This is a genomic window from Nitrospirillum amazonense (assembly GCF_007828045.1).
In the GTDB taxonomy this organism is placed as follows: domain Bacteria; phylum Pseudomonadota; class Alphaproteobacteria; order Azospirillales; family Azospirillaceae; genus Nitrospirillum; species Nitrospirillum amazonense_C.
Map to the genome: position 1 here is coordinate 466,581 of NZ_VITN01000003.1, position 6,250 is coordinate 472,830.

Annotated in this window: 7 protein-coding genes; 1 reads left to right on the forward strand and 6 read right to left on the reverse strand. The window is 68.3% G+C overall.

The annotated features are described in order from the left end of the window. Window positions 1–7 precede the first annotated feature (7 nt). The 6 genes from FBZ89_RS07575 to FBZ89_RS07600 form a co-directional block, all read right to left on the reverse strand. Entirely contained in the window at window positions 8–994 is a 987-nt protein-coding gene (locus FBZ89_RS07575; RefSeq protein ID WP_145749373.1) for a response regulator, read from the reverse strand. Between the two features lie 319 nt (window positions 995–1,313). After that, window positions 1,314–2,636 carry a thymidine phosphorylase gene (gene deoA / locus FBZ89_RS07580; RefSeq protein ID WP_145749374.1) on the reverse strand — a complete coding sequence of 441 codons (1,323 nt, stop codon included), beginning with the start codon at window positions 2,634–2,636 and terminating at the stop codon, window positions 1,314–1,316. A 67-nt stretch (window positions 2,637–2,703) separates the two neighbouring features. After that, window positions 2,704–3,513, reverse strand: a complete 810-nt coding sequence (deoC, locus tag FBZ89_RS07585) for a deoxyribose-phosphate aldolase (RefSeq protein WP_145749375.1) — start codon at window positions 3,511–3,513, stop codon at window positions 2,704–2,706. A gap of 12 nt (window positions 3,514–3,525) precedes the next feature. After that, window positions 3,526–3,978 carry a cytidine deaminase gene (cdd, locus tag FBZ89_RS07590; RefSeq protein WP_145749376.1) on the reverse strand — a complete coding sequence of 151 codons (453 nt, stop codon included), beginning with the start codon at window positions 3,976–3,978 and terminating at the stop codon, window positions 3,526–3,528. A gap of 214 nt (window positions 3,979–4,192) precedes the next feature. Next, on the reverse strand, window positions 4,193–5,032 hold the full coding sequence (locus tag FBZ89_RS07595; protein ID WP_145749377.1) for a protein phosphatase CheZ: 840 nt from the start codon (window positions 5,030–5,032) through the stop codon (window positions 4,193–4,195). A 5-nt stretch (window positions 5,033–5,037) separates the two neighbouring features. Next, window positions 5,038–5,427 carry a response regulator gene (locus tag FBZ89_RS07600; RefSeq protein WP_004272313.1) on the reverse strand — a complete coding sequence of 130 codons (390 nt, stop codon included), beginning with the start codon at window positions 5,425–5,427 and terminating at the stop codon, window positions 5,038–5,040. A 449-nt stretch (window positions 5,428–5,876) separates the two neighbouring features. On the opposite strand from FBZ89_RS07600, the gene FBZ89_RS07605 reads away from it, so the two are divergent. Then, on the forward strand, window positions 5,877–6,250 hold a 374-nt coding region (locus FBZ89_RS07605; protein ID WP_145749378.1), incomplete at its 3' end, for a hypothetical protein.

Consider the following 6,250-nt stretch of genomic DNA (forward strand, 5'->3'; position numbering starts at 1 on the left):
AGGGGGCCTACGCGCCGGCGCCGCCGGCGGAGGCCGCCGCCTCGGTGGTCTTGGCCAGGGTCAGCTGGTCCAGCCGGGTGCGATAGCCGACGACGGCGGCCAGCACCTCGTTCATGCGCTTTTCCGGATCGTCCACCCGGCTGGTCAGGCCCATCAGGGCGTGGGCCTCGCGGCGCAGCGCCTCCACCTCGTCGGCGGGCAGGGTGCCGCGCGTCTTCAGGATGCCCAGCAGGTTTTCCATGCGGCGGATGTGGGTGGTAGCCTCCAGCCGCAGATCCCCCGGGGGCAGGCGCCGCTCCAGGTCTTCCAGCACATGGGCCGCCCGCAGGGCGTGGTCCATGGCGCGCTTTTCCGGCGGGTGCACCGACAGGCCGGGCAGGGCGAATTCCACCAGGAACGCCACCTGGAAGCCGTGGCGGATGACCTTTTCCGAATCGATGACCTGGGCGGCGTGGGCCGTCAGCTCATGGATGTTCACGCGGTCGAACTCCCCCGTGCACTTCAGGCGCAAGGGGTTGGGCACATCGATCAGCTGCACCACCTGTCCCTCGCGGGGGCTGCGGCGGCGGTCCGGCCCGATATAGTCGCTGGTGACGACGAACTTCTTGCGGTTCTCGATCAGGTTGACCAGCCGGTCTTGCACCTGCTTGGGCGAATAGGGCTTCACCAGGATGTCATCCGCGCCGGAACCGGCGAAGCGGATCATCATCTGCTGTGTGGGGTTCCAGGTCATGACGATGGCGCCCACGAAGGGGTTCAGCGTCGTCAGTCCATGGCGGATGGCGTGGATCCAGCGCAGGGCGGCCCCCTCCGCCTGGTCGGCATCCAGGATGACCAGATCTATGGTGGCCGGGCTGCCGGCGGCTTCGGTCAGGTTGGCATGCTCCGTCACCTTGTCCATGCCCATGCGGGCCAGCATGGCGCGCAGGATGCGCCGGGTGTTCAGATCGGCATCAACCAGCAGGGTCTGGATCTTGCTGAGATCGGTGGCCATGGGGGCGGCAGGCTTCAAGGCGGCGAGGGCCGGCGTGCCGGCATCTCAGGGGACCAGGGACGAATCGCGGGTGGTCATTCCGACAGCCCAACGACGCGGGCGAATCATGGCCGTTTACCGTCAAGAATGCAATAAATGCGAGAACAGGGGGCCGGATCCGAAAGGATGCCCCCGATAGTGGCGGTCAAGCCGCCAAGACCTGCTGGTATTCCCCATCGGCGAGTTCTGAAATCACGGGGGCGGTGGGCCCCCTGATACATGTGCGTAACGGCGTCGTGGCCGCTTTAGCCAATGATGGCCGGGGCGTCGGGCCAGGCGATCAGCCGACGATGCGCTCCGTCACCGTGGGGCCGCGCCGGGCCGGACCGTTGTCCAGGGTGAACGCCTGGCGCAAGGCGGCCACGGCGGCATCGGCGTCCGCCTCGGTGGCGGCGTGCACGCGCGCCAGCGGCCGGCCGGCGGGATCGACCTGATCGCCCAGGCCGGCGATGCCGGTGAAGCCGACGCGATGGTCCACGCCGTCCTGCGGCCGGGTGCGGCCGCCGCCCAGGGCCACCACGGCGATGCCCACGGCGCGGGTATCCACGGCGGTGACGGTGCCCGCCTGCGCCGCGTGGATGTCGCGCACCACCGGCGCCGCCGCCAGGTACGTCTCCGACCGTTCCAGGAAGTCGGCCGGGCCGCCCAGGGCGGTCACCATGCGGCTGAAGCGGTCGGCGGCGCTGCCATCCGCCAGGGCCCGGTCAACCTTGGCCCGCGCCTCATCCAGGTCGGCGGCCAGTTTGCCCAGCAGCACCAGTTCGGCCGTCAGCTCCCGCGTCACGTCCCACAGGCGGGCCTCCGGCGCCTCGCCCTTCAGGATGGCCACGCACTCCGCCACCTCCACCGCGTTGCCGGCGGTGGTGCCCAGCACCTCGTTCATGTCGGTCAGCAGCGACACGGTGGGCAGGCCGGCGCCGTGCGCCACGCTGGCGATGCTGCGGGCCAGGGCCTGGGCGTCATCGTATTGGGCCATGAAGGCGCCGCTGCCGAACTTCACATCCATGACCAGGCCGTCCAGCCCCGCGGCCAGCTTCTTGGACAGGATGGAGGCGGTGATGAGGTCGATGCTTTCCACCGTCGCGGTCACGTCGCGGATGGAATAGAGGCGGCGGTCGGCGGGCGCCAGGTCGGCCGTGGCGCCGATGACGGCGCAGCCCACCTCGCGCACCACCTGGCGCAGCCTCTCCAGGTCCGGCTGCACGACATAGCCGGGGATGCTTTCCATCTTGTCGAAGGTGCCGCCGGTGTGGCCCAGGCCCCGGCCGGACAGCATGGGCACGAAGCCGCCGCAGGCCGCCACCAGGGGCGCCAGCAGCAGGCTGACCTTGTCGCCCACCCCACCGGTGGAATGCTTGTCCAGGATGGGGCCGGGCAGGTTCTGCGACCGCCATTCCATCACCGTGCCCGACTGGGTCATGGCGCGGGTCAGGGCCACGCGCTCCTCCATCTCCAGCCCCTGGAAATAGACGGCCATGGCGAAGGCGGCGGCCTGGCCCTCGGTGACGCGGCCGTCGGTCAGGCCGCGCACGAAGTCGGTGATGTCCGCGGCGGCCAGGCGGCCGCCGTCACGCTTCTGGCGGATGATTTCTTGGGGAAGCATGGGATGGTCCGTTCGCGAATGGGGGCGTCCGCCGGAGGGGCGGCGCGGAAGGATCGATGAAAGGGGCTCAATACCCGCTGGTGGCCGCCGGCTGGCCGTCGCCCTGGCCCAGGGCCGCCAGCAGGGCGTCCAGCAGGCCCGAGGCGCCGAAGCGGAAGGTGGCGGGGCTGACCCAGCCGGGGCCGCAGATCTTGTCGGCCAACGCCAGATAGTCCCGCGCCCCGTCCAGGTCGCGGATGCCGCCGGAGGCCTTGAAGCCCACGGGCCGGCGGGGGTTGCCGTCGTCGTCCGGCTTCAGGCTGTCGCGGCAGGCCTCCAGCATGATGCGGGCCGCCCCCAGGGTGGCGCCGATCTGCACCTTGCCGGTGGAGGTTTTCAGGAAATCGGCGCCGTTTCGCACGGCGATCTCCACCGCCCTTTCGATAAAGACGGGCTTGGCCAGGCTGCCGGTCTCCAGGATGACCTTCATGACGGCATCGCCCGCCGCCTCGCGCGTGGCGGCCAGCACCTCATCCGGCTGGGTGCTGTTGGGGTAGTGCATGATGCTGTGGTAGGGGATGACCACGTCGATCTCGTCCGCACCGTCGGCCAGGGCGGCCAGCGTCTGCTCCGCCACCTTTTCCGGTGACAGGCTGCCGCCGGGGAAATTCACCACCGTGGCGATGCGCACGCCCGTGCCGGCCAGCCGCGCGCGCGCCTGGGGAACGAAGCTGGGCCACAGGCAGACGGCGGCCACGCGGCCAGCGGGGCTGACGGCCCGGGCGCACAGCGCGTCGGTCGTGGCCTCGTCCTCTTCCTCGTTCAGGCTCGTCAGGTCCAGCAGCGGCAGGGCGCGGCGGGCCAGGGCCTGTCCTTCTGGCGACTGGGGATCGGTCATGGCGCTACCAGATTAGAAGCTGAGGTTGTCCGGCCCAAAGGAGAAGGGCAGCAGCTGGTCCATGGTGAAGGTGGCGCGCACCCCCTCCGGCCCGGCCACATGGATCAGGGTGTCGGGGGTGGAGAATTCGCGCAGGCGCTGGCGGCAGCCGCCGCAGGGCGTGCACAGGCCCGACGTGTCGGCGGCCGGGTCGGCCGGCGCGCCGATGACCACGATCTCGGCGATGCGCTTCTTTCCGCCCGCCACCATGGCGCCGATGGCGCTGGCTTCCGCGCACTGGCCCTGCGGATAGGCCGCGTTTTCCACATTGCCGCCGGCGAAGACGGCGCCGTCCGGCGTGCGCAGGGCCGCCCCCACCAGGAAACGGGAATAGGGCGCGTGGGCGTGGCCACGCGCGGACGCGGCGGCGGCGAACAGCTCAGGCACGGCCGGGGTGGGGGCCGGGGCGGGCGGGGTGGCGGTCATGGCCGTTGGCGTCTCCTGATCCGGGGATGCGGAAGGTGGGATGGGGCGGTATCAGCAGGGTAGTATGGCGACACCGCCATAACCTGACCAAATGGTCAAGTCGCAGGGTGTGCCCAAGGCGATGAAATCGCAAGGCCCGAAAATGCGAAAGCGGCCTTTGACGGACCGCTTTCACCACTTTCGGGTACTGGTGTGCCGCCCTGCGGCGGCCGTCTCAATCAAACAGGGCGTCGATGTCCGACTGGCTGCTGGGACCGGCGGGCTTGGCCGGCTTGGGCGCCTCGCCACCGGCGGCGTTGAACAGGGCGTCGATGTTGTCCTGGCTGACGTCCGTCAGGGACGGGCCGTTCAGCAGGTGGGCGTCCGGGCGGGTGTCGCCGGGCTTCGTGGACATCATCGGGTCGCCGTTGCCTTCCACCCCCCAGATGCCGATCATCGCCGCCACGCGATGCTCGATATAGCGCAGCGTGTTCACCACCTTGGTGGTGCGCTGGCCGGTGATGTCCTGGAAGCTGCAGGCCATCAGGATGGACATGACGTGGTTTTCGATATCGGTGGCGATCTCGATCACGTCGATGTGACCGGTGCGGGCCAGACGTTCGGTGGTGGCCTGGATGGCCTCCGCGGCGGACAGGATGTCGCTGGTCGCCCGCTCCGTGGCGGTGACGATGGCGTCCAATTCCGAGGTGGCGGCCAGGATGCGGCTGTTGGCCGAATCCTTGGGCACCATCTGGGCGATTTCCTGCTTGGTCTGCTCGATATGCGAAGACAGCTGCCGCAGTTCCTGCCGCATCATGTGCATGTGCGGATGCTGGCCGGCGACGGCGATGCTGCCATCGCTCAGCTGATGGGTCATGGACTGCAGCTTGCCGACCTCGGCCCGCAGGATGCCCAGCAAATCCCCGCCGGTGGACGCGCCCACGTTCCGCATATGGGCGTCGCGCTTTTCCAGAAAGGCGCGGGTCCGCGGATCGTTCAGCAACTCGGCCTCAATAGCCGTGTAATCGGCGGCCGTGATGGCCGCCGTTTCAACCACACCCGTCTTCTGGCCCATGCGGGTTACTCCAGCGTGCCGAGGACGCTCTCGATCTTCTTTTTCAGCGTTTCGGCGTTGAACGGCTTCACGATGTAGTTGTTGACGCCGGCTTCCTTGGCGGCAACGACGTTCTCGGTCTTCGATTCGGCGGTGACCATGATGAAGGGCGTGCTCTTCAGGCGGACGTCCGCGCGCACTTCCTTCAGCAGCTGCAGGCCGGTCATGGGTTCCATGTTCCAGTCGGAAATGACCAGGCCGACATTGGAGCCGCGCAGCTTGCCCAGGGCCTCCGCGCCATCGGCGGCCTCTTCGATCTGGGTGAAGCCGATCTGGGTCAGCAGGTTGCGCACGATGCGGCGCATGGTGGCGTAGTCGTCAACAACGAGGACGGGGGTGGCAGAGGCCTTGGCCATAGGAACATGTCTCCGGAGGGTACTTGGGCGATGCGGTGGGCGAGCCCACCGGGGTGTTTACGAGCGTGATATCCCGCGGGACCCTAGCACGAGTCTGGGTTCTCGCCCATCACCCACCCGTATGGGGAGCGTCGAAAGAAGAAGCGCCGCCATCGGCGGACGTGGTTGAGGCGAGCGGAATGCGACCCGTTGCACAACGCAATGCACAAATAAAAAACCCTATCCCAAGGGTGCGATGCGGTAAGCAACTGATGATCGCGGAAAGGGCCTATGCAAAAAGGCCTATGACTTTGGCTATTCCGGCATTTCCCCATAATACACTGAATCCATTGACTTTTAGTGACGAAACGGCGCCGGCCCCGTTCCGCTGGCACGGCGGGTGCTTATAACCAGACATGAACCAACCCGGGCCGCCGAAGCCGCCCACCCGAACCGATAGGAACCTCATCATGATCCGCATCGCCGCCGCCGCTGCCGCTGTCGCCGCTCTGTTCGCCGCCGCCCCCGCCTTGGCCGCCGCCGGCGCCTCGGGCCCCATCCAGTTGAACAGCACCGTCCTCCAGACCTGCACCGTGGCCGTCACCGATGCCGGTGCCACCCTGAACATCCTGTCGGGCTCCAGCAACGTTGCCGTCGGCAGCGTGGTCGAAAACTGCAACGACGGCGCCGGCTACACCATCACCGTCGCCTCTTCCAACAACGGCACGCTGAAGTCCTCCGCCACCGGTGCCCAGGCCATCGGCTACACCACCAGCTACGACGGCACCAACGGCTCCGGCGGCAGCTTCACCGTCACCCGCTCCAGCGCCCAGTTCAACAAGAC